Genomic DNA, 23,509 nt, shown 5'->3' with positions numbered 1-23,509 from the left:
CTCCTGTTGTCATTATTTTCGAACCGATATTAATGACTGAAGCGATTCATATTTACCGGGAGCAAACTCCCAAAACAGTGATCAGCACCAGAAATAGCGCTTAAGTAAAGGTGCGGTGAAATTTTTCTTCAGATAAAAGCCTCTGGGCAGTGTTTGTATCGGTTGCCCGTGCGGACCGATAGCTTCTGTGAGTGCCCGGCTGTTGGCTGCTTTCGGGCGGATCTGCATTACCTGACCATGACGGGCGGTGATCTGCTCCACTTTCCCCAGCACAATCATATCCATCAGCTCTTCCCAGTCCGCGCGCAGCAGGCGTTCCTCCTCCTCCGACGGTGACCACAGCAGTGGTGAACCGACACGGCGCTCTGCCAGCGGGATATGACGCGCACCTTCCACCGGCACCCACAGCACGCGGGAGAGCTTATGACGCACATGACACTCCGCCCAGGTAACGCCGCTGTTGCCGGTCAGCGGGGCGACACAGACAAAGGTGGTTTCCAGCGGCACGCCGGATTCATCCACCGGAATGGTTTTCAGCTCCACCCCGAGGTGGGCAAAATCCTGTTCAGCCTTGCTTCCCGCATCCGCGCCCAGCCAGTATTCCAGCAGCATGCCGACCCAGCCTTTATCGCGGCGCAGATCCGGCGGCACCGGTATACCGGCACAGTCCGCCAGCTCACCGAAAGTGGCTCCGGCCAGGGATTGGGCGCGGCTGAGCAGCTCAGATTCGCTGGCCGGGGGTAACGGCGGCTGAAAAAGTTGTGTCATGTTATATGCTTAAAAGTTGAACAGTGTTATCAGGTAAAATAATACATAGGCATGAATGAAAAATAAATATTATCTAATTTATTGATATATAGCTATTAATTTTCGCCACCGCAACAAGTACAGAAGGTTGTGCACCAGCATCCTCAGACAATAAACAGGATCTTACACTGAGTTATCCACAGCTTTATGGGATAAGTGAAAAACAGCCTCACTACTGGTTTGATTTACAGGCTTGACTTCCGCCTGTTTTCGCGTTTCAGCAGGGGTTTTGCTCACGGATAAGTCACAATCTGTGGATAACACCGGGTGTGGTTATTTTTTGTGCTGTGTAAGTCTGTGAAAAAAAATGCCGGTGTTTTTTTCAGATGATTCTCTGTTTTTATTTCCGTACTGATATGATTTAACAGGGTTTATTTAAAGATTGTGATTTTATCAACAGGGGGCAGTTAAAAACTATACCCCCATTACCCTTGCGTTTTTCACAACTATATCCACAGAAAACGTGAATAAAAGCCGGTTTTTTATCAGAGGGTGTTTATAACTTTGCCTTTTTCTGTGAATTAACTTTCCGGGGGGATAAACCAGGCGGATTTAAAATCAAACCAGCCGAAGGTATTCATTTTGACGCCCCGCATACTGCGCTGCCCCTGTAATTCAAGCCAGTGATGGAACAGCGGGAACAGCATCTGTCTGTCAATGACCTGCTCACACCATGCCGCCAGAGACAGGGAACGCTGCCGCCATTGCTTCAGCGGCGCACGCAGGTCATCGCCCAGACAGCGGCGCAGCAGCGGCAGCTCGTACAGGGTGGCGAAAACCGAAAAATCCAGCGGCTTATAAAAGTTGGCGGTCGCCAGCCAGAAATCACTGTCACAATCGCCGTTAAACCAGGTGTCGTAATCCGTGATATTAATCGTCAGTTTTACACCCTGTTCTGCCAGTAACTGCTGCAATAATTTGCCGATAGCATGGTATTCGTGATGATCCTGATAATAGGTCAGTGTCAGCTCTGTCAGGTCAGCCGGTTTTTCACAGGGCGGGATAAGTTTGCTGTGATGCCAGCGCAGCAGCAGCCCGTAAGCCGGCCACCAGTGGCGCTGATACAGGGGTTCGCAGTGATACAGCAGATTGACGGGGGTCATCAGGCTGTTGAGCCAGCGGCGGATATCTTCCCGCTCTCCTTTTGCTGAACGCGTGTCGTGCAGCAGGAAATAGCAGCCTTCCTCCATCCGGCTGTCGAGAGAATCCCGCTCCGGCCCGTCCGCGCCGATATGCAGGGTGGTGCAGACCATTTTTTCTTCCAGCTCCGGCACCACCAGCACCGAAACTTCGTCGAGCAGGGCGCGGAAGCCGTAATAATGGTCAAAGGCGCGGATCGTCAGTTTACGGTCATTGTTACAGACCACCTGATACGGACCGGTGCCGACAGGGCGGCGGGCGAAATCCGGCAGTTCCTGCCACTCATGGGGCAGAATGGCGGCGTGCGGGCTGCCGGTCAGTACCGGGAACCAGCTGTCGGCTTCATTCAGTGTGATATCGATGATGTAAGGCATATCGGAACGGACAGTGCGGATATGGCTGAACAGCGGGTGTGTGTCACGCAGGCGCTCAAAAGAGGAAATGATATCCACCATCTGCAACTCACGGCCGTGATGGAAAAATATCGCCGGACGCAGCCAGAAACGCCACTGTTTGTCACCGGTCTGCTGCCAGTGATGCGCCAGCGCCGGGACAGCTTCCCCGTTTTCCTCATTTATTGCGGTAAGTCCGTTAAAAATCTGGCTCAGCAGATGAACTTCCGAGCGGCGTAGCGGCGAACCGGGCAGTAAATTATAAAAAGGGCGGTAATAGACAATACGCAGCAGGCTTTTTCCCTGCCGGAAGCTGCGCTCCAGCTGGGATAATACCATCTGACGCATCGCGTCCTTATCATTGACCATCGCCACCAGTTTTTCGATATTATCCTGCTCGATCAGCAGTTCGGCACGGGCGTGCTGTAAATCCCGTCCGCTCTGCAGGAAACAAAGACGTGAGCGCTTACCCCGTCCGGTTTCCGCCTGCCAGCTGAGCCAGCCCGCTGTCTGCATACTGCTGAGCAGAGAGCGGACATGACGGCGGGAACAATGCAGGATATCGGCGATCTCCTGAAGGGTGGTTTCGGTCTCCTTTCCCTGATGATACTGCCACAGGCGGATAAACTGGTGCTGGAGGCGTGGTGTGCTCATAAAAGAGGAACTCCGGTCGGTTTTCTGTCCATTTTTATTTCCGTATATTACGTCCATACTCAATGTCATTAAAGCAGCTCATGACGTCAGTGTGATACCTGACTCACTCCCGATTCTTGAGTAATGGTGACTTTTACCGCCAGCCGAAAGGCTGGTTTTTTTCTGTCCGGTGATCCGGAAAAAGAGGTGGGGAAAACGGGGAAAAAAGCTGCCATCACAAAAGGGGTGATGGCAGGGGTTCAATGGTGGAAATGGATCCGGTTATCAGTTCATAAATGCAGGCAGTTTTTCCTCAAAACGGGAAATCATGTCGTCATGCTGTAAGGTGAGGCCGATACTGTCGAGGCCGTTCATCATGCAGTGACGACGGAAGGTATCAACACTGAACGGATATTCCAGCTCACCGGCGATCACTTTCTGGTTCTCCAGATCAACAATAATCTGTGCACCTTCTGTTTTTTGTACCCAGTCAAAGAGCGCATCAATCGCGTCTTCGGGTAATTTCACCGGCAATAATTGGTTGTTGAATGAGTTACCGTAAAAAATATCCGCAAAGCTTGGCGCAATCACCACTCTGAAGCCGTAATCTGTTAAGGCCCACGGCGCGTGCTCACGGGAGGAGCCGCAGCCGAAGTTTTCACGGGCCAGCAGAATGGATGCGCCCTGATAACGCGGGGCATTGAGGATAAAATCCGGGTTCGGCACCTGTCCGTCATCATCGAGAAAACGCCAGTCATTGAATAAATGCTGTCCGAAGCCGGTGCGGGTCACTTTCTGCAAAAACTGTTTCGGGATAATGGCATCGGTATCCACGTTGGCGGCATCCAGCGGTGCGGCAATGCCCTGATGTACAATAAATTTTTCCATGGTTTTCTCCCTCAGCGCATCTCAATGGTACGGATATCGGCGAAACTGCCGGTGACAGCGGCTGCGGCGGCCATGGCCGGGCTGACCAGATGCGTGCGTCCGCCGCGCCCCTGGCGGCCTTCAAAGTTGCGGTTGCTGGTGGAGGCACAGCGCTCCCCCGGTGCCAGACGGTCATTGTTCATCGCCAGACACATAGAGCAGCCCGGTAAACGCCATTCAAACCCGGCATCGGTGAAGATTTTATCCAGACCTTCCGCTTCCGCCTGGGATTTCACCGGCCCGGAGCCCGGAACCACTATCGCCTGCACACCCGGCGCGACTTTGCGCCCTTTGGCGACGGCAGCAGCCGCGCGTAAATCCTCAATCCGTGAGTTGGTGCAGGAGCCGATAAATACCTTGTCGATTTTCACATCGGTTAATTTTTTGCCCGGCGTTAAATCCATATACGCCAGCGCTTTTTCTGCCGAGGCTCTTTCCACCGGGTCGGTAAAGCTCTCCGGTGCGGGAATGGCCCGGCTGATATCAATCACCTGACCGGGATTGGTGCCCCAGGTGACCTGCGGGGCGATATCGGCGGCATTGATAATAATTTCCGCGTCATATTTCGCATCCGGATCACTTTTCAGGGTCTGCCAGTAAGCCACAGCTGCATCCCAGTCCGTGCCCTGCGGGGAGAACTGGCGGCCTTTCAGGTAATCAAAGGTGGTCTGATCCGGCGCAATCATTCCGCCTTTGGCACCCATTTCTATCGCCATATTACAAACCGTCATCCGGCCTTCCATGGAGAGCGCTTCAATGGCGTCGCCGCAGAATTCCGCGATATAACCGGTGCCGCCCGCGCTGCCGGTGTGACCGATAATCGCCAGTACAATATCCTTGGCGGTGATACCGGGGGCAACTTTGCCGCGCACTTCAATTTTCAGGGTTTTGGCCCGTGCCTGTTTCAGTGTCTGGGTAGCTAACACATGTTCCACCTCGGAGGTGCCGATACCGAAGGCCAGCGAGCCGAATGCGCCGTGGGTGGCGGTGTGGGAGTCACCACAGACAATGGTCATGCCAGGCAGGGTGATGCCCTGTTCCGGCCCCATCACATGCACAATACCCTGAAACGGATGGTTCAGATCATAGAGACGGACACCAAAGGCCTCACAGTTTTTGATCAGCTCCTGCATCTGGTTACGGGCCATTTCACCACAGGCATTGATATCTTTGGTCTGCGTGGAAACGTTGTGATCCATGGTGGCGAAGGTTTTTTCCGGGCGGCGCACCGGGCGGTTTTTTGCCCGTAATCCGTCAAACGCCTGCGGAGAGGTCACCTCATGCACCAGGTGGCGGTCGATATACAGGATCGGTGTTTCGTTTGCTTCTTCACGAACCACATGGGCATCATATAATTTCTGATATAAAGTTTTTCCTGTGCTCATCTTAAGCCCCTTCTGTAATCAAACGCGCGATAATGTCGCCCATTTCGTCTGTGGTCACACTCTTGCCGTTTCCGGCCACATCCCGGGTGCGGTATCCGGCATTCAGTGCCTGATTGACCGCATTTTCGATGCTGTCCGCCGCTGCATCCTGCCCGCAGCTGAAGCGCAGCATCATGGCAGCGGATAAAATCTGGGCCACCGGGTTGGCAATATTCTGCCCGGCGATATCCGGCGCAGAGCCGCCTGCCGGTTCATACAGACCGAATTTTTTCTCATTCAGGCTGGCGGACGGCAGCATGCCCATGGAGCCGGTGATCATGGCGCACTCGTCGGAGATAATGTCGCCGAACAGGTTGGAGCAGAGGATCACATCAAACTGCGACGGATCTTTGACCATCTGCATGGCGGCGTTATCGATATACATGTGTGACAGCGCGACATCCGGATACTCTTTGGCGATTTCTGTTACCACTTCGCGCCATAATACGGAACTTTGCAGTACGTTGGCCTTATCAATCGATGTTACCTGGCCACGGCGTTTTTGGGCGGAGGCAAAGGCGATACGGGCAATACGCTCGATTTCAAAGCGGTGATACACCTCGGTATCATAAGCACGCTCATATTTACCTTCGCCTTCACGGCCTTTAGGCTGCCCGAAATAGATCCCGCCGGTCAGTTCGCGGACACACAGGATATCGAATCCGCGTGCGGCGATATCACTGCGCAGCGGGCAGAACGCTTCCAGCGCAGGATAGAGCCGTGCCGGGCGCAGGTTACTGAATAATTTGAAATGTGCCCGCAGCGGGAGCAGAGCGCCGCGCTCCGGCTGGGAGTCCGGCGGCAGTTTTTCCCATTTCGGGCCGCCGACAGAGCCGAACAGTACCGCATCGGCCTGTTCGCAGCCTTTCAGTGTGGCCGGCGGCAGCGGGTGGCCATGGTTGTCGATGGCAATGCCGCCGACATCATATTCACTGGTGGTGATGGTCAGGTTAAAGCGGGTGCGCACCGCATCCAGCACTTTAATCGCCTGCGCCATAATTTCAGGGCCGATTCCGTCGCCCGGTAAAACTGCAATATGAAATTGTTCCGACATAATTACACCGCTTCCTTTGTCTCTGTATTGTTGTTATGAGTATCGTTGTGCATGTTGTTATCTGACTGTATACGCCGTTTTTCTTCTTTTACCTGTCCGGCGCGCCAGATGCTGTTGATGGCGTGGATCATGGCCTGGGCGGAGGATTCAACAATATCGGTCGCCAGCCCCATACCGTGGAATTTACGGCCTTCATACTCCACCACGATATTCACCTGACCCAGTGCATCCGTTCCCTGACCTTTGGCAGTCAGCTGATAGGCGGTGAGGGTCAGCGGGTAACCCGCGATACGGCGGATGGCTTCATAAGCCGCATCCACCGGGCCGTTCCCCTGGGCGGATTCCGAGATAATGTCATCCCCGGCCTGCATTCTGACCATCGCGGAGGCTTTGACACCGGTACCTGACTGGGTGTTGAGGAACGCCAGCGAGAAATGTTCCGGCTCCTGGTGCTGCTGCTTCATAAACACCAGCGCTTCCAGGTCGTAATCGAAAACCTGACCTTTCTTGTCCGCCAGTTGCAGGAAGTCGGCGTATAATTCATCCAGGTTATAGTCACCTTCCTGATAACCCATTTCCGCCATCCGGTGTTTCACCGCCGCGCGGCCGGAACGGGAGGTCAGGTTGATTAAGTTATCTTTCAGGCCGATGCTGTCCGGCGTCATGATTTCGTAGGTTTCGCGGTTTTTAATCACGCCGTCCTGGTGAATACCGGAGGAGTGGGAGAAGGCATTGCTGCCGACCACGGCCTTGTTCGGCGGTACCGGGGTGTTGCATAACTGGCTGACCAGCTGGCTGGTGCGGTAAATCTCTTTGTGATTGATCCCGGTGCGCACGCCCAGCATTTTTTCCCGCACTTTAATCGCCATAATCACTTCTTCCAGCGCACAGTTCCCGGCGCGTTCGCCTAACCCGTTGATCGTACCTTCAATCTGGCGGGCACCGGCCTGTACGGCGGTGATGGAGTTGGCAACGGACATGCCCAAATCATCATGGCAGTGGACAGAAATGATGGTTTTGTCGATATTCGGCACGCGGTTGAACAATTCACTGATAATGCCGCCGAACTGGTACGGTGTGGTGTAACCGACGGTGTCCGGAATATTGACCGTGGTGGCTCCTGCGTTAATCGCGGCTTCCACAATACGGCATAAATCATCGATATCGGTGCGCCCGGCATCTTCGCAGGAAAACTCAACGTCATCGGTAAAGCGGCGGGCATGTTTAATCGAGCCGACCGCCATATCGATGATGTCAGCAAAGGTCTTGCGCAGTTTGGTTTTGACGTGAATACCGGAGGTGGCGAGCACCATATGCAACCGGAAGGCTTCCGCGACTTTCAGGGATTCCGCTGCGGCATCAATATCGCCGATCACACAGCGGGATAATGCCGCGATACGGCTGTTTTTGATTTCGCGGGCGATAGTCTGCACTGACTGAAAATCACCGGGAGAGGAGACAGGGAAACCGGCCTCAATAATATCAACCCCCATGCGTTCGAGCTGGAAAGCAATCTGTAACTTCTCTTTGACACTGAGACTGGCCTGTAATGCCTGCTCCCCGTCACGCAGTGTGGTATCAAAAATGATGACGTTATCGCTCATGTTGTGATCCTCTCGGTTATTTCTTGTTCTGTTTTCCGGTTTGCAGGTATAAAAAAACCCGCGACATTGCGCGGGTTTTTCAGGTCTCAGGGAGAAAGTTATGAGGAACTTCCGGCCACGAACCCGCCACGCGCAGTTAAGGCGATAATTAGCAGGCTGTTTAGGCGGAAAGTGAAAGACATAGTAATAACCTTCTCAGTAAATTCAGTGGCACGGAGCACAGGGCTTATCCGTGGCGATGTATTATTGATACTGAATATAAAATGCCCTGTCAACTCACGAGGTTCGCCGGAGATTCCGGTCAAAGGATAAAAAAAGCACAAAAAGCAGATAAACTGACTAATTTATAAAAATTAATCAGCGTTTTCATCTATAAGCCAGCTAAATAATTGGGCTAATATTTTTGCAGATTTTTTTACGGAGAATCAGAATCAGTTGAGTAGGCGGGTAACAGGGGGGCCGGCGGTCAGGCAGCCACCGGTAACCGGTGAGATATTCATTGAACAGTTTATTCTTTCCGTTATGTCAGTAAAAAAAATCGGATTTTTTATGCTGACAGAAGACAATTTTATTATGAATAAACACAATCTTTGTTTTATTATCTCACTGCATGGAAACTAAATGAATAAAGCGGTATTGATTTATTACTGGCATGAATAATTTACTGGCTTTAAATATTTAAATAGTATGCATTGTGATGATGATGCGCACCCGCGTATTCAGAACCATACAAGGAAGAGACTCAATTATTAATTGGATAATCAATTGAGATAATAGATTTCAATTTTGTATTGATCTGCCGTTTCATCATGGCGGCAGGTGGCTTATTGAAGTCATTATAATCATTTATTGGAGTTTAAGATGACTGAATACACCTCAGTGGCAGATGTAAAAAAAGAATCCGGTGAAACACAGCTGCGTAATGTGGATCTTAATCTGCTGACTGTTTTTGATGCGGTTATGCAGATGCAGAATGTGACCCGGGCTGCTGAACTTTTAGGTATGTCGCAACCGGCTGTCAGCAATGCGGTGTCAAGACTTAAAGTTATGTTTAATGATGAATTATTTGTCCGTTTCGGACGGGGAATTCAGCCGACAGCGCGCGCCAAACAGCTGTTCGGGCCGGTCAGGCAGGCATTGCAGCTGGTGCATAATGAGCTGCCGGGTGCCGGTTTTGAACCGGGCAGCAGCGAGCGGACATTTAATCTGGCCATCTCCAGTCCGCTGGATATCCGCCTGACAGACAAAATAATCGAACAGGTTAAACTTCACAGTGAAAATATCGATGTTAATATTCAGTCTTATATGAATTCACATATCGAGAATAACCTGAAATACCAGGAAACCGATTTTGCTGTCAGTTATAATCGTTTCGATAAACCGGATTACAGTCATCACTTATTATTTAATGACCAGTTATCACTGGTCGCCGCCCGCAATCACCCACGTATACAATATACGGTAACAGAGAAACAAATATTTACCGAGCAGCATGCCGTGGTGTCGCTGGATTTAATTGATTCATTCAGTTCACCGTATTATGAAAATAATGAATTACTCCGGGCTATTGTTTATCAGGGAACCAATTTAGTCAGTGTACTGAATATTGTCTCTAAAACAGAGCTGGTGGCGATTGCACCGAAATGGCTGATTCAGCTCTATTCTCATGTGCTGCCGATTCAGGAAGTGCAGCTGCCGTGGGATAAAGTCAGCCGTCCGGCGTTTCTGATCTGGCACGAGGCGTGTACCCGCGATAAAGGGCATCAGTGGATGAAGGCACTGCTGACGCAGTTCACACATCATATGTAATCGATCATTTAATTTATTTCACGCCCCGTCAGGCAAATGTACCTGCCGGGGCTTTTTTGTGATCCCGTCATTGCAAAGATAACTAAATTTGCTTTTGTTCCCGGAGACAACAGGCTACACTTGCGGAAAAATTTAAGCTTACAACTGTAAGCTGAAAAATTATTACATAACGTGAAACCGTACAGTCTGACGGCTCAGTAAAGGAAACGCGTGTGACAACAACAAATTTGCATCACTATCATTTAGTGACGCGGCTGCAACAGCAAAAACAGCGCCGGGGTGACAAAATCGCACTGCGACAGTGGTGTGAACAAGGTCAGCATATCGATTTTACCTGGCAGCAGGCCGGGACGTTCAGTGAAAATCTGGCGGAAGCCCTGCTGGCAGAAGGGGTTGAAGTGCAGGAGAATGTCGCCGTTTTCTCGCACAACAGCGCTCTGTGGACATTAACCGACCTGGCGATTCTTCAGTGCCGTGCCATTGTGGTGCCGCTCTATGCCACCAGCAGTGATGACCAGGCGGCCTATATTCTTAATGATGCGCAGGTGCGCATCCTGTTTGTGGACGGTCAGAAGCAGGCGGAAATCGCGCTGTCACTGCTTTCTCTCTGCCCGTCGCTGCAGAAAATCATCATAATGAACCCGGAAAACACGGCAATCCCGTCGCATCCGGCGGTCTGCACACTGCGTCAGTTTATGAACGGCCACGACGGCAGTTACGCCGCAGAGCTGCGCCAGCGCATCGCTGATTGTTCCCTTGACGATCTTTTCACCCTGATTTACACCTCCGGGACCACCGGCGAGCCGAAAGGCGTGATGCTGGATTACCGCAACATGGCCGCCCAGCTTTATCTGCATGATGAGCGGCTGACACTGACCGAAGATGATGTCTCACTCTGCTTCCTGCCGCTGACGCATGTTTTTGAGCGCGCCTGGAGTTTCTATGTGATGCACACCGGCGCACTGAATGTCTATCTCAGTGATACCAATCTGGTGCGCAAAGCGATGGTATCGGTGAAACCGACCGTGATGTGTGCGGTGCCGCGTTTCTATGAAAAAGTATTCAGCGGTATTTACGAAAAAGTGGCACAGGCGCCGTGGTATAAACGGGCGTTATTCCACTGGGCGGTACGGACCGGTAAAAAGACCCTTGATGCACAGCAGCGCGGTGAAAAACAGTCGTGGCTGGCTGCGCGGTGTGATCAGTTCGCACAGAAAAAAGTGCTCGGCAAACTGCGTGATGTGCTCGGCGGTAATGTCCGTTTCTTACCGGCGGCGGGTGCGCGGCTGGATGATGAAATTATCCGCTTTTTCCTCGCCATCGGCATTAACATCAAATACGGCTACGGCATGACAGAAACCTGTGCCACGGTATCCTGCTGGGAAAACAGCGGTTATCAGCTCGGCTCTATCGGTGTGCCGCTGCCGGATGTGGAAGTGCGTATCGGTGAGGAAAATGAGATTCAGGTACGCGGGCCGGTGGTGATGCGCGGCTATTACAATAAGCCGGAAGAGACCCGTCAGGCCTTTACGGCTGATGGCTGGCTGCGGACCGGTGACGCCGGTGCGCTGGATGAGCAGGGCAATTTGTTTATCACCGAACGCCTGAAAGATCTGATGAAAACCTCGAACGGCAAATATATTGCGCCGCAGATGCTGGAAGGCACGCTGGGTCAGGATCGCTTTATCGAACATATCGCGGTGGTGGCGGATGCACGTAAGTTTGTCTCCGCACTGATTGTGCCGTGCTTTGATACTCTGGAAGAGCACGCCCGGGCACTGAATCTGAAATACCATGACCGGATGGAACTGCTGAAAAACAGCCAGATTGTGGCGCTGTTTGAAAGCCGTCTGAAAGAGTTGCAGAAAAATATCGCAGCCTTTCATCAGGTTAAGCGTTTTACACTGCTGCCGCAGAATTTCTCCATGGAGCTCGGCGAACTGACACCGACCCTGAAACTGCGCCGTAAAGTGATAGCCCAGCGCTATCAACGCGAAATTGAGTCCATGTACACGGACTGATTGCTGTCCCTGACGGCACTGCCTGTTTCCTGTGCAGTGCCGTTTTTATATCCCGCCGGTTTTTCCCCCGCTCTCAGTGAACTCTGCTTTGTGATTTGCCGCCGCAGGTATGATCGTCTGCGGATCCTGTCATTTCCTTTATTCCTGTGGTTTTCCGCTTTTTGCGTCCCGAAAAACGCATTTGCCAGCACTGTCATTTTATCGTTATGTTAATCCTCAGATAACTAAAAACAGACAAACACATCACTTGCAGTTACAACCCGCAATCACGGGCAGGAGAGCATTTATGGAGAGGTTGACAGGGGCAGAAATGATCGTGCGCTCCTTAATTGATGAGGGCGTGTCACACGTATTCGGCTATCCGGGCGGTGCTGTTCTGGATATTTATGATGCACTGCATACGGTGGGCGGTGTCGGGCACATTCTGGTGCGTCACGAGCAGGCCGCCGTGCATATGGCGGACGGCTATGCCCGCGCGACCGGTAAAACCGGCGTGGTGCTGGTCACTTCCGGTCCGGGTGCGACTAACGCCATTACCGGTATCGCCACCGCGTATATGGATTCGGTGCCGCTGGTGGTGCTGTCCGGCCAGGTGGCGAGCGCGCTGATCGGCAACGATGCCTTCCAGGAAGTGGATATGGTGGGCATTTCCCGCCCGGTCGTGAAACACAGTTACCTGGTCCATGATGTCGCGGATATTCCGGCCACCATCAAAAAAGCATTCTATCTGGCACAGAGCGGCCGTCCGGGACCTGTGGTCATCGATTTTCCGAAAGATATTGTCCAGCAGCAGCATGAGTACAGCTACCCGTCACGGGTCAGCCTGCGCTCCTATAACCCGACCGGAGCCGGTCATAAAGGGCAGATCAAACGCGCGCTTATCACACTGATGCAGGCGAAACGCCCGGTAATGTATATCGGCGGCGGTGCTGTCAGTGCCGGATGCAGTCCGGAGATTTTCACCCTTGCGGATAAACTGCGTCTGCCGGTGGCGCTCTCCCTGATGGGGCTGGGCGCGTTTCCGGGCACTCATCCGCAGTGTGTCGGCATGCTGGGTATGCACGGGACATATGAAGCAAACAATACCATGCATCACAGTGATGTGATTTTTGCCGTCGGTGTCCGTTTCGATGACCGGACCACCAATAACCTGGCGAAGTACTGCCCGCAGGCAACCATCATTCATATCGATGTCGATCCGGCGTCTATCTCCAAAACCGTGGCAGCGGATATTCCGATCGTCGGTGATGCGAAACTGTGTCTCGCGCAGATGCTGTTACAGCTTGAATCTCTGACCGATGAACAGGATCCGGATGCACTATGCGACTGGTGGCGGCGCATTGATCAGTGGAAAGCGAAACAGTGTCTGGCCATTGATGAGAGCGGTGAGAAAATCAAGCCGCAGACTGTGATCCGCACCCTGTGGGAACTGACGGAAGGGAAGGCGTATGTTACCTCCGATGTCGGTCAGCATCAGATGTTTGCCGCACTCTATTATCCGTTTGATGAACCGCGCCGCTGGATCAATTCCGGCGGGCTGGGCACGATGGGCTTCGGGTTACCGGCGGCACTGGGTGTCCGGCTGGCGAAACCGGATGATATGGTGGTGTGTGTCACCGGGGACGGTAGTATCCAGATGAATATTCAGGAACTTTCCACGGCATTACAGTTCGGGCTGCCGGTACTGGTGCTTAATCTTAACAACCGCTTTCTCGGTATGGTGAAGCAGTGGCAGGATATGGTTTATCACGGCCGTCACTCACACTCCTATATGGAATCGCTGCCTGATTTTGTCCGCCTGGCAGAGGCTTACGGGCATGTCGGTATCAGTATCAGTGATAAAGCCACGCTGCGTGAACAGCTTGCGGAGGCACTGCGCATTGTCCGCGAAGAGAAACGACTGGTGTTCGCCGATGTGATGGTGGATGAGAAAGAGCATGTTTATCCGATGCAGATCCGCAATGGCGGAATGGATGAAATGTGGTTAAGCAAAACGGAGAGGACCTGATCATGCGCCGGATTCTGTCAATTTTATTAGAAAACGAAACAGGGGCGCTGTCCCGTGTGGCAGGGCTTTTTTCCCAGCGCGGGTATAATATCGAAAGTATCACCGCCGCCCCGACCGATGACCCGTCACTGTTCCGTCTGACCATCCAGACCAAAGGCGATGCGCGGGTGCTGGAGCAGATTGAAAAGCAGCTCAATAAGCTGGTGGATGTGTTCCGTGTCACAGAACTGACCTCTGCCACTCACATTGAGCGCGAGGTGATGCTGGTAAAATTACAGGCCAGCGGCTACGGGCGGGATGAGGTCAAACGCAGTACGGATATCTTCCGCGGACAGATTGTCGATGTGACCGCGACGCTTTATACCGTGCAACTGACCGGCACCAGTGAAAAGCTGGATGCCTTCCTGGATGCGGTGCGCGGCTTCGCGGAAATTGTGGAAATTGCCCGCTCCGGCATCGTCGGGATGTCGCGCGGCGATAAAATAATGCGGTGAAATATTCGCGGTGAAAGGGTAAACTGATTACTCTTCTTATTTGGCCCGTTGTTCGGGCCGTTTCCTGATTTGTAAGGGGTTAACGTGAAACTGGATGAAATCGCCCGCCTTGCCGGTGTGTCGCGCACGACGGCCAGTTATGTCATCAACGGAAAAGCAAAACAATATCGTGTGAGTGACAAAACTGTCGAAAAAGTGATGGCGGTGGTTCGTGAACATAATTACCATCCGAATGCGGTGGCTGCCGGTCTGCGTGCAGGCCGTACCCGCTCTATCGGACTGGTGATCCCGGATTTGGAGAACACCAGCTACACCCGCATCGCAAATTATCTGGAGCGCCAGGCGCGCAGCCGTGGTTATCAGTTGCTGATTGCCTGCTCTGAAGACCAGCCTGACAACGAAATCCGTTGTGTGGAACACCTGTTACAGCGTCAGGTGGATGCGATTATCGTTTCCACCGCACTGCCGCCGGAGCATCCGTTCTATCAGCGCTGGGCAAACCGCTCCCTGCCGATTGTCGCGCTTGACCGCGCACTGGAAAATGAGCACTTTATCAGTGTGGTCGGGGATGACTTTGAGGACGCCAAAATGCTGGCATCCGAATTGCGTCAGTTCCCGGCAGAATCGGTGGTATATCTCGGCGCGTTGCCGGAACTTTCCGTCAGTTTCCTGCGTGAACAGGGATTCCGCGAAGCCTGGGAAGGGGATGCACGTAACGTGAATTTCCTCTATGCCGACAGCTATGAGCGTGATGCCGCCGCCAAAGCGTTTGATACCTGGCTGGAAAGCAATCCGATGCCGGATGCGCTGTTTACCACCTCATTTGCCCTGTTACAGGGGGTGATGGATGCCACGCTGGCCCGCAGCGGCCGTCTGCCGGGGCAACTGGTGATCGCGACCTTCGGTGATCATGAACTGCTTGATTTCCTTGAGTGTCCGGTACTGTCCGTGGCGCAGCGTCACCGCGATATTGCGGAGCGTGTGCTGGAGCTGGTACTGGCCAGTCTGGATGAAAAACAGAAACCGGCTGCGGGTATCACCCGGATCCGTCGTGATCTGTGCCGTCGCGGAAGTCTGAGCCGCCGGTAATATTCAGGCAGTAAAATCATTATTTTTACCGATACCTGTACGGAAACGTATAGGTATTTTTGTTTGGTTTGTCCGGAAACAGATGAAAAACCCTTTTTGAGAGGAATCCTAAGAATTTTTTTCAATTCTGCTGATTGACAGAAATTGACAATTTTCACACTACACCTTTCATTCCCCGGAAATTCACTTACTCCAATTAAGGGTATATGCCGCAGAATATCATTAGCCCGGTTTTGTGACAGTTATGCTATTGATAAACTGAATATTAAATTTTCAAATATCAAATAATCACGCTGTGTAACAGAAAGTAACAGCACAGATGACCGGAACAAAAATCCCGGGGTCTTTGCGGTGATGGTGAATTTTTATCCTGAAAGTGAGGGACACCTCGCAAAAATGCATCTTTCTTTCGCCAGATTCGGTATAATTTGCCCCGGTTAGCCGAGTGCGTATTATGTGAATTTTTTTCTGATTTGAATCAGTGTGTTACCTCACTTCTGTTCCCTGAAGCAAAAAATCCCATATTTTCTCACCCCTTTATTCCCCGACAGCGGAAACGAAACCTTGTCAGCTCTGGCTTGACAAGCTTTTCCTACCATTCGTAAACTCTGTTGGTGGGGAATTGTGGGTGAAAGTGGTAATTCAGGGCAAAACTGAGCGGAGAAACGAATGTTTCGCGGGGCAACACTGGTTAATCTTGACAGCAAAGGGCGCATAACCGTACCGGCACGGTACCGGTCGCTGCTTGCTGAAAAGTCGGAAGGTCAGATGGTCTGCACTATCGATCTCTACCAGCCGTGCCTGCTGCTTTACACCTTACCGGAGTGGGAACTGATCGAACTGAAACTGGCACAATTGTCCACCATGGATCCCACAGAGCGCCGTGTTCAGCGCCTGTTGCTGGGCCATGCCACGGAATGTCAGATGGACAGTGCGGGACGTCTTTTGTTAGCCGGTACACTGCGCACACATGCGCGGTTAACCAAAGAAGTCATGCTGGTCGGGCAGTTCAACAAGTTTGAGCTGTGGGATGAGCAGACGTGGTATCAGCAGGTACAGGATGATATTGCTGCCGGGCAGACGGCATCCGGACCTTTATCCGCCCGGTTACAGGATTTATCACTTTAAATGGCAGAGAGTCAGTTTCAGCATACCAGTGTTTTACTGGATGAAGCCGTCAACGGATTACAGATCCGCGAAGACGGCATTTATATCGACGGCACATTCGGCCGCGGCGGGCACTCCCGCCTGATTTTATCAAAACTCGGTCCGCAGGGGCGTCTGATCGCCATCGACCGGGATCCGCAGGCGATTGCCGCTGCGGCACAGATTGACGACCCGCGTTTTTCCATTATTCACGGCCCGTTTTCCGGTATCGCCGGTTATGTGAATGATCTGGAACTGGGCGGACAGATTAATGGCGTTCTGCTGGATCTGGGTGTGTCCTCCCCGCAGCTGGACGACGCGGAACGCGGATTCTCCTTTATGCGTGACGGGCCGCTGGATATGCGGATGGATCCGACCCGCGGGATCTCCGCTGCACAGTGGCTGACTGAAGCCAAAGAAGAAGATATTGCGTGGGTGCTGAAAAATTTCGGCGAAGAGCGTTTTTCGAAACGGATTGCCCGCGCGATTGTTGAACGCAATAAAACCGAAGAGCCGCTGACGCGGACAAAACAGCTGGCGGATTTAATTGCCGCTGTGTCTCCGGTGAAAGAAAAGCACAAGCATCCGGCGACCCGCAGCTTCCAGGCTATCCGCATTTATGTCAACAGCGAGCTGGATGAGATCCGCCAGGCGCTGACCGGCGCACTGGGCATTCTGGCTCAGGGCGGCCGGTTATCGGTTATCAGCTTCCACTCGCTGGAAGACCGGATTGTGAAGCAGTTTATGCGTGATGAAAGCCGCGGACCACAGGTGCCGCACGGATTACCGCTGACGGAAGAACAACTGAAAGCGCACGGCACACCGGCACTGAAACTGGCCGGAAAAATGAAACCGTCAGAGCAGGAAATCAGTGTTAACCCGCGTGCCCGCAGTTCGGTACTGCGCTTTGCGGAGAAAGCATGACCACAGAACGGCACAATTTAGCCCGCGTTATTTGTCGTGACCTGCTGCGCCACGGATTTATCCCTGCGATTTTATTTATCGCAGTGATCGTCAGCGCGATTTTTGTAGTCATCACGGCACATAAAACACGTCTGCTGACCGCAGAGCGGGAACATCTTGTGCTGGAGCGTAACTCGCTGGATATCGAATGGCGTAACCTGATTCTGGAAGAGAACGCCCTGGGGGATCACAGCCGTGTTGAGCGCCTGTCCGTTGAGCGTCTCAGTATGCAGCATGTGGATCCGGCAAACGAAAAAATTGTCGTAACAAAATGACGAAGGCATGAAAAGCAGAAAATCAGCAGGCAAAACGCAGGGCGGAGCCCGTATCAAACGTCCGGAAGAAAAAGCCAGTTTTATCAGCTGGCGTTTTGCGTTGTTATGCGGCGGTATCGGGCTTGCCCTGGCCGCCCTGCTGATCCGGGTCGCGTATTTACAGATTATCAACCCGGACATGCTGGTCAAAGAGGGCGATATGCGCTCGCTGCGCGTCCAGGAGATCCCGACCGCACGCGGTATGATCAGCGACCGTATGGGGCGTCCGCTGGCGGTCAGTGTGCCGGTAAACGCCGTCTGGGCTGATCCGAAAGAGTTAGCCGACAAAGGCGGGGTAGGGGATGACACCCGCTGGCGCGCACTGTCCGAAGCGCTGAATATCCCGCTCGAACAGGTGAAAAGCAAAGTCACGGCGAACCCGAAAGGCCGCTTTGTCTATCTGGCGCGTCAGGTGAACCCGACTATCGGCGATTATGTGAAAAAACTGAATCTGCCGGGGATTTATTTACAGGCGGAATCAAAACGGTATTACCCGTCCGGCTCTGTGACTGCTCACATTATTGGTGTCACCAATATTGATGATGAAGGGATTGAAGGGGTTGAGAAAAGCTTTGACCGCTGGCTGACCGGGGTTCCGGGGCAGCGGACAGTCCGTAAAGATCGCGGCGGCCGTGTTATTGAAGATACTATCGCCCGCGAAAGTCAGGCCGGGCACAACCTGACACTCAGTATTGATGAGCGTTTACAGGCGCTGGTATACCGCGAAATCAGCAGTGCGGTGGCACTGAACAAAGCGGAATCCGGCACGGCGATTCTGGTGGATGTGAACACCGGGGAAATTCTGGCGATGGCGAACAGCCCGTCCTATAACCCGAACAACCTCCAGGGCACGCCGAAAGATGCTATGCGTAACCGCGCTATCACCGATATTTTTGAACCGGGCTCGACGGTAAAACCGTTGGTGGTGATGACAGCACTGCACAACAACATCATCAAACCGAACAGCGTGGTGAATACTTATCCGTACCGGATCAGTGGTCATGAAATCAAAGACGTGGCGCGTTATGCCGAACTGACCATCACCGGTATTTTACAGAAGTCGAGTAACGTAGGTGTCTCAAGACTTGCGTTAGCGATGCCCGCTCAGGAACTCGTGGACGTCTATTCGCGTTTCGGGCTGGGAAAACCGACCAATCTGGGGCTGGTCGGAGAAAGCAGTGGCATATACCCAAGTAAAAAAACACGGTGGTCTGAGCTTGAAAGGGCCACCTTTTCTTTCGGTTACGGGCTGATGGTAACACCGTTACAGTTAGCACGGGCCTATGCAACAATCGGCAGTTTCGGGATTTACCGCCCGCTGTCCATCACAAAAGTGGATCCGCCGGTGCCGGGCACCCGCGTCTTCCCTGAGCCGGTGATGAAAACCGTGGTTCAGATGATGGAAAGCGTTGCGTTACCGGGCGGCGGCGGAACGCGCGCTGCGATTAAAGGGTACCGCGTGGCCATTAAAACCGGGACCGCGAAAAAAGTGGGCGATGACGGCAAATACGTGAACCGTTATATCGCTTACACCGCCGGGGTTGCACCGGCAAGCCGTCCGCGTTTTGCACTGGTTGTGATTATCAACGACCCGCAGGGCGGCAAGTATTACGGGGGTGCGATCTCTGCACCGGTATTCGGTGCCATCATGGGCGGTGTTCTGCGGACAATGAACGTGGAACCCGATGCGCTGACACCGGAAGAACAAACTAATGAAGTGGTTATTAATAAACCAAAAGAGGGTACAAGTGGCAGATCGTAATTTGCGCGATTTACTCGCGCCGCTCGGTGTTGATGCACCGGCTAAGGCGTTACGTGATATGACCCTGGACAGCCGCAAAGCGGCTGCCGGTGATCTGTTCCTGGCGGTTAAAGGCCACCAGTCCGACGGACGTCACTACATTCCTCAGGCCATTGCCCAGGGTGTGGCTGCTGTGGTCGCGGAAGCGGATGGTGCGGCGGAAGACGGCAGTGTGCAGGTTCTGCATGGTGTACCGGTGGTGTATCTCAGCCACCTGAATGAAAAATTATCCCGCCTGGCCGGAGAGTTTTATCACCACCCGGCGGAACGCCTGAAACTGATCGGCGTGACCGGCACTAACGGTAAAACCACCACCACCCAGTTGCTGGCGCAGTGGACTCAGGCGATGGGCGAAACCAGTGCCGTGATGGGAACGGTGGGTAACGGGCTGCTCGGGCATGTGATCCCGACTGAAAACACCACCGGTTCAGCTGTTGATATCCAGCTCGAGCTGGACAAACTGGCGAAGAAAGGTGCCACAGTGGCGGCGATGGAAGTCTCCTCTCACGGACTGGTACAAAGCCGTGTGGCGGCACTGCCGTTCCGGGCTGCGGTCTTTACTAACTTAAGCCGTGATCACCTCGATTACCACGGTGATATGGCCAACTACGAAGCCGCCAAATGGCTGCTGTTCTCAACCCATCACAGCGAACAAAAAATTATTAATGCGGATGATGAGACAGGGCTGAAATGGCTGGCAAAACTACCGGAAGCGGTCGCGGTCACGATGGATGATAATCTGCCGGCCGGCTGGCAGGGGCGTTTCCTGAAAGCGGTTTCTGTGGATTATCATGACAGCGGTGCGCACATCACCTTTACCTCAAGCTGGGGCAATGGTGAGCTGGACAGCCCGCTGATGGGCGCCTTTAACGTCAGTAACCTGCTGGTGGCTGCGGCAACCCTGCTGGCACTGGATTATGACCTGAATACACTGCTGCGCGCTGCAACCGCGTTAACCCCGGTCTGCGGCCGGATGGAAGTTTTCACCGCGGATAACCGCCCGACAGTTGTTGTCGATTATGCTCACACCCCGGATGCGCTGGAAAAAGCACTGAGTGCGGCGCGTCTGCATACCAAAGGCAAACTGTGGTGTGTCTTCGGCTGCGGCGGTGATCGCGACAAAGGTAAACGTCCGCTGATGGGCGCAATTGCCGAGCAGGAATCCGATGTGGTGGTGATCACCGACGATAACCCGCGCAGCGAAGAGCCGCAGGCGATTATCAATGACATTATGGCCGGGCTGGTTGATACCTCCCGTGCACTGCCGATCCCGGGCCGTGCGGAAGCCGTCACCTTTGCGGTGATGCAGGCAAAACCGGATGACGTGGTGCTGGTGGCCGGAAAAGGGCATGAGGATTATCAGCTGGTCGGCAACCGCCGTCTGGACTACTCCGACCGCCTGACCGTCGCCCGCCTGCTGGGAGTAATGGCATGATCCCGTTCTCCCTCGCTGATATCGCACAACTGACCGCCGGGGAGCTTATCCTCAGCGGCCACGCGGCATCAGAACGGATTGAGAGTGTCACCACGGACAGCCGCACTATCGGTGAACGTGCGCTGTTTATCGCCCTGGCCGGTGAACGTTTTGATGCTCATGATTTTATTGCGGATGTGGCAGCGAAAGGTGTTGCCGCCGTCCTGGTGAACCGCCGGATGGACGTGAACTGTCCGCAGATTATTGTTAAAGATACCCGCCTTGCGCTGGGGGCGGTGGCGAAAGGCAACCGTGACCGCAGTCAGGCGAAAGTGGTGGCGCTGACCGGTTCGTCCGGCAAAACGTCTGTCAAAGAGATGACGGCGGCGATTTTACAGCAGGCTGGCGAAACCCTGTTTACCGCCGGGAACTTTAATAATGATATCGGCGTACCGCTGACATTGCTGCGCCTGACAGAAAAACATCAGTTTGCGGTGATTGAGCTGGGTGCCAACCACACCGGCGAAATCGCCTATACCGCTGCCATGACACACCCGCAGACCGCACTGGTGAATAACCTGTTTGCCGCCCATATCGGCGAGTTCGGTTCCGCAGAAGCCATCGCGCAGGCAAAAGGGGAAATTTTCACCGGACTGACTGACGAAGGCACCGCTGTCATCAATCTGGAAAGCAATGATGTCACTCACTGGCAGGCACATCTGACCCCGCGTCAGACCCGCTGGAGTTTCTCCGTTGATCCGCACCCGCAGGCCGATTTTTACGCGGCAGATGTGGTGATGAACCCGCTGACCACTGACTTTACCCTGCACACACCGGCAGGCAGCACCGCTGTCACCCTGCCGCTGCCGGGCCGTCACAATATTGCCAATGCTCTCGCGGCGGCGGCACTGGCACTGTCTGCCGGGGCGACACTGGTGGATATCTGCAGTGGTCTGGCACAAACCAGCGCCGTACCGGGACGGTTATACCCGGTTGAACTGGCACCGGGCAAGCTGATGATTGACGACACTTACAATGCTAATGACGGCTCAATGATTGCGGCAATCCGTGTGCTGGCACAATTACCGGGTTACCGCGTGCTGGTTGCCGGGGATATCGGCGAGCAGGGCGGTTACGCCGAAGAGAGTCACCGCAGAGTCGGGCAGGCTGCCCGTGATGCCGGGCTGGATGCGGTGTTCACCGCAGGTCAGTTCAGTCATTTTATCAGTGATGAGTGTCAGGGACACCATTTCGCTGACAAAACAACCCTCATTGCTGCGCTGGCACCTCTGGTGGCACAGCATTCATCAATTTCAATTTTAGTTAAAGGTTCACGCAGCTCCGCAATGGAAGAAGTTGTGCACGCCTTGCAGGAGAATGTCCCATGCTGATTTGGCTGGCTGAGTATCTGGTGCAGTTTCATACCGCGTTTAACGTCTTCTCTTACCTGACGTTCCGCGCCATCGTCGGCCTGCTGACCTCGCTGATTATCGCATTATGGATGGGGCCGCATGTGATTGCGTATCTCCAGAGAATGCAGATTGGCCAGGTTGTCCGCAGCGAAGGGCCGGAATCGCACTTCAGCAAGCGCGGTACCCCGACCATGGGCGGCATGATGATCCTGTTCTCCATCGCCATTTCTGTTCTGCTGTGGGCGCGTCTGGACAACCCGTATGTCTGGTGTGTGCTGCTGGTGCTGATCGGCTACGGTATTGTCGGCTTTATCGATGACTACCGCAAAGTGGTGCGCAAAGACACCAAAGGGCTGATTGCCCGCTGGAAATATTTCTGGCAGTCCGTGCTGGCGCTGACTGTGGCGTTCAGTATGTATGCCATCGGTAAAGATACCCCGGCAACCCAGCTGGTGGTGCCGTTCTTTAAAGATGTGATGCCGCAGCTGGGTGTGCTGTATATCCTGCTGGCGTATTTCGTGATTGTCGGCACCAGTAACGCGGTGAACCTGACTGACGGCCTCGATGGTCTCGCGATTATGCCGACCGTCTTTGTGGCTGCCGGGTTTGCGCTGGTGGCGTGGGCGACCGGTAACGTGAATTTCGCGCATTATCTGCATATCCCGTATCTGCCGCATGCCGGGGAACTGGTGATTGTCTGCACCGCGATTGTCGGGGCAGGGCTGGGCTTCCTGTGGTTTAACACCTATCCGGCACAGGTCTTTATGGGTGATGTCGGTTCATTGGCACTCGGCGGCGCGCTGGGTACCATTGCTGTTCTGCTGCGTCAGGAATTCCTGCTGCTGATTATGGGCGGTGTATTCGTGGTGGAAACTCTGTCGGTGATTTTACAGGTCGGATCCTTCAAATTACGCGGTCAGCGTATTTTCCGGATGGCACCTATTCATCACCATTATGAATTAAAAGGCTGGCCTGAGCCGCGGGTGATTGTCCGCTTCTGGATTATCTCCCTGATGTTAGTGCTGATCGGTCTGGCGACACTCAAGGTACGTTAATC

18 protein-coding genes are annotated in these 23,509 nt (G+C 53.4%); 12 read left to right on the top strand and 6 right to left on the bottom strand.

Annotated features, from left to right (window positions below; genetic code table 11):
* Positions 1 to 81: 81 nt before the first annotated feature.
* The 6 genes from mutH to leuA all read right to left on the bottom strand — a co-directional run bounded on the left by mutH (position 82) and on the right by leuA (position 7,981).
* On the bottom strand, positions 82 to 768 hold the full coding sequence (mutH, locus tag GN208_RS07495; RefSeq protein ID WP_004238439.1) for a DNA mismatch repair endonuclease MutH: 687 nt from the start codon (positions 766 to 768) through the stop codon (positions 82 to 84).
* Between the two features lie 560 nt (positions 769 to 1,328).
* Entirely contained in the window at positions 1,329 to 2,993 is a 1,665-nt protein-coding gene (gene sgrR / locus GN208_RS07490; protein WP_004238440.1) for an HTH-type transcriptional regulator SgrR, read from the bottom strand.
* 264 nt (positions 2,994 to 3,257) lie between these two features.
* Positions 3,258 to 3,860: a 3-isopropylmalate dehydratase small subunit gene (gene leuD, locus GN208_RS07485; protein ID WP_004238441.1), complete on the bottom strand. Its 603-nt coding sequence runs from the start codon at positions 3,858 to 3,860 to the stop codon at positions 3,258 to 3,260.
* An 11-nt stretch (positions 3,861 to 3,871) separates the two neighbouring features.
* Positions 3,872 to 5,284: a 3-isopropylmalate dehydratase large subunit gene (gene leuC, locus GN208_RS07480; protein ID WP_004238442.1), complete on the bottom strand. Its 1,413-nt coding sequence runs from the start codon at positions 5,282 to 5,284 to the stop codon at positions 3,872 to 3,874.
* Between the two features lies 1 nt (position 5,285).
* Entirely contained in the window at positions 5,286 to 6,377 is a 1,092-nt protein-coding gene (gene leuB, locus GN208_RS07475; protein WP_004238443.1) for a 3-isopropylmalate dehydrogenase, read from the bottom strand.
* Positions 6,378 to 6,379: 2 nt separating this feature from the next.
* Positions 6,380 to 7,981 (bottom strand): 2-isopropylmalate synthase, encoded by a 1,602-nt coding sequence (gene leuA / locus GN208_RS07470; protein ID WP_004238444.1) that lies wholly within the window; start codon positions 7,979 to 7,981, stop codon positions 6,380 to 6,382.
* Positions 7,982 to 8,842: 861 nt separating this feature from the next.
* On the opposite strand from leuA, the gene leuO reads away from it, so the two are divergent.
* From leuO to mraY, 12 genes are all read left to right on the top strand, one after another.
* On the top strand, positions 8,843 to 9,790 hold the full coding sequence (leuO, locus tag GN208_RS07465; RefSeq protein ID WP_004238446.1) for a transcriptional regulator LeuO: 948 nt from the start codon (positions 8,843 to 8,845) through the stop codon (positions 9,788 to 9,790).
* A gap of 212 nt (positions 9,791 to 10,002) precedes the next feature.
* Positions 10,003 to 11,811, top strand: a complete 1,809-nt coding sequence (locus GN208_RS07460; RefSeq protein ID WP_004242048.1) for a long-chain fatty acid--CoA ligase — start codon at positions 10,003 to 10,005, stop codon at positions 11,809 to 11,811.
* Positions 11,812 to 12,097: 286 nt separating this feature from the next.
* Positions 12,098 to 13,819, top strand: a complete 1,722-nt coding sequence (gene ilvI / locus GN208_RS07455) for an acetolactate synthase 3 large subunit (RefSeq protein ID WP_015422920.1) — start codon at positions 12,098 to 12,100, stop codon at positions 13,817 to 13,819.
* A gap of 2 nt (positions 13,820 to 13,821) precedes the next feature.
* A complete protein-coding gene (gene ilvN / locus GN208_RS07450; protein ID WP_004238450.1) occupies positions 13,822 to 14,313 on the top strand; it encodes an acetolactate synthase small subunit in 492 nt (163 codons plus the stop codon).
* A gap of 84 nt (positions 14,314 to 14,397) precedes the next feature.
* On the top strand, positions 14,398 to 15,402 hold the full coding sequence (cra, locus tag GN208_RS07445) for a catabolite repressor/activator (RefSeq protein WP_004242044.1): 1,005 nt from the start codon (positions 14,398 to 14,400) through the stop codon (positions 15,400 to 15,402).
* Positions 15,403 to 16,071: 669 nt separating this feature from the next.
* The gene (mraZ, locus tag GN208_RS07440; protein ID WP_243828324.1) at positions 16,072 to 16,530 is read left to right on the top strand and encodes a division/cell wall cluster transcriptional repressor MraZ; all 459 of its coding nucleotides are present in this window, start codon (positions 16,072 to 16,074) and stop codon (positions 16,528 to 16,530) included.
* Positions 16,531 to 17,472, top strand: a complete 942-nt coding sequence (gene rsmH, locus GN208_RS07435) for a 16S rRNA (cytosine(1402)-N(4))-methyltransferase RsmH (protein WP_004238453.1) — start codon at positions 16,531 to 16,533, stop codon at positions 17,470 to 17,472. It begins immediately after the preceding gene.
* The gene (gene ftsL / locus GN208_RS07430) at positions 17,469 to 17,786 is read left to right on the top strand and encodes a cell division protein FtsL (protein ID WP_004238454.1); all 318 of its coding nucleotides are present in this window, start codon (positions 17,469 to 17,471) and stop codon (positions 17,784 to 17,786) included. Before rsmH ends, ftsL begins: the two co-directional genes overlap by 4 nt.
* Positions 17,787 to 17,793: 7 nt before the next feature.
* On the top strand, positions 17,794 to 19,587 hold the full coding sequence (gene ftsI, locus GN208_RS07425) for a peptidoglycan glycosyltransferase FtsI (RefSeq protein ID WP_046024167.1): 1,794 nt from the start codon (positions 17,794 to 17,796) through the stop codon (positions 19,585 to 19,587).
* Positions 19,574 to 21,061 carry a UDP-N-acetylmuramoyl-L-alanyl-D-glutamate--2,6-diaminopimelate ligase gene (murE, locus tag GN208_RS07420; protein ID WP_015422919.1) on the top strand — a complete coding sequence of 496 codons (1,488 nt, stop codon included), beginning with the start codon at positions 19,574 to 19,576 and terminating at the stop codon, positions 21,059 to 21,061. Before ftsI ends, murE begins: the two co-directional genes overlap by 14 nt.
* Positions 21,058 to 22,431: a UDP-N-acetylmuramoyl-tripeptide--D-alanyl-D-alanine ligase gene (gene murF / locus GN208_RS07415; RefSeq protein WP_004238457.1), complete on the top strand. Its 1,374-nt coding sequence runs from the start codon at positions 21,058 to 21,060 to the stop codon at positions 22,429 to 22,431. Before murE ends, murF begins: the two co-directional genes overlap by 4 nt.
* Positions 22,425 to 23,507, top strand: a complete 1,083-nt coding sequence (gene mraY, locus GN208_RS07410) for a phospho-N-acetylmuramoyl-pentapeptide-transferase (protein ID WP_004238458.1) — start codon at positions 22,425 to 22,427, stop codon at positions 23,505 to 23,507. The genes murF and mraY overlap by 7 nt, the downstream gene beginning before the upstream one ends.
* The last annotated feature ends 2 nt before the right edge of the window (positions 23,508 to 23,509 follow it).

The organism is Morganella sp. HSTU-ASny43 (assembly GCF_022819185.1).
Classification (GTDB): domain Bacteria; phylum Pseudomonadota; class Gammaproteobacteria; order Enterobacterales; family Enterobacteriaceae; genus Morganella; species Morganella morganii.
The sequence above is the reverse complement of the archived record's forward strand: the minus strand, read 5'-3'. Positions and strand labels throughout refer to the sequence as shown.